Source organism: Parcubacteria group bacterium CG10_big_fil_rev_8_21_14_0_10_36_14, from assembly GCA_002772895.1.
GTDB lineage: Bacteria > Patescibacteriota > Patescibacteriia.
Genome location: PFCS01000006.1, coordinates 55,680 through 56,255, shown reverse-complemented (window position 1 = coordinate 56,255; position 576 = coordinate 55,680). Strand labels below are relative to the sequence as shown.

The 576-nt window shown below is 34.5% G+C and carries 1 protein-coding gene; it reads left to right on the top strand.

Annotation, left to right across the window (positions count from 1 at the left end):
• Window positions 1-32 precede the first annotated feature (32 nt).
• The coding region (locus tag COU51_00710; protein ID PIR67096.1) for a hypothetical protein at window positions 33-576 on the top strand (544 nt) is incomplete at its 3' end.

Genomic DNA, 576 nt, shown 5'->3' with positions numbered 1-576 from the left:
AAATATTAAAAATAAATTTTCTAAAAAATAGTATGAAAATAGTCACAAGAACAACTGCGATCAATAATTTGAAAAAGCATATCGGGAAGGATTTGCGAAAACTTGCTTTGAAACATGGAATTACAACTTACGAAACAGGAAAGCAAAACAAGGGTTGGAAAGGTTTGGTCTTAGAAAGATTGGCAGGGCTGGAAAATAATGTTTCTAAAGCACCAAATGGACTTTCGTATGAATTGAAATCGGTTAGCTTTCACAATGTGAAAAATGAACTTACGCCAAAAGAAACAATGGCAATCACAATGATCAATCCCGAAGAATTGAAAAAACATTCGTTTTTTGAAAGCCACTGCTGGGCAAAATTAAAATCAATAGTATTTTGTGCCGTTATGTGGCACGGTCAAAATTCCGAAAATGCAGAGTTGTTAAAAGTCGCCAGCTTGGATTTTGCCGAAGATGATGAACTTATCAAAGAAATCAAAGCTGATTATAATTTTATCCGAGAGAAACTTATCAAGAAAGGCTTTAGCGCATTAACTGGCAAGGACGGAAAATGGATACAAGCAAGAACAAAAGGTA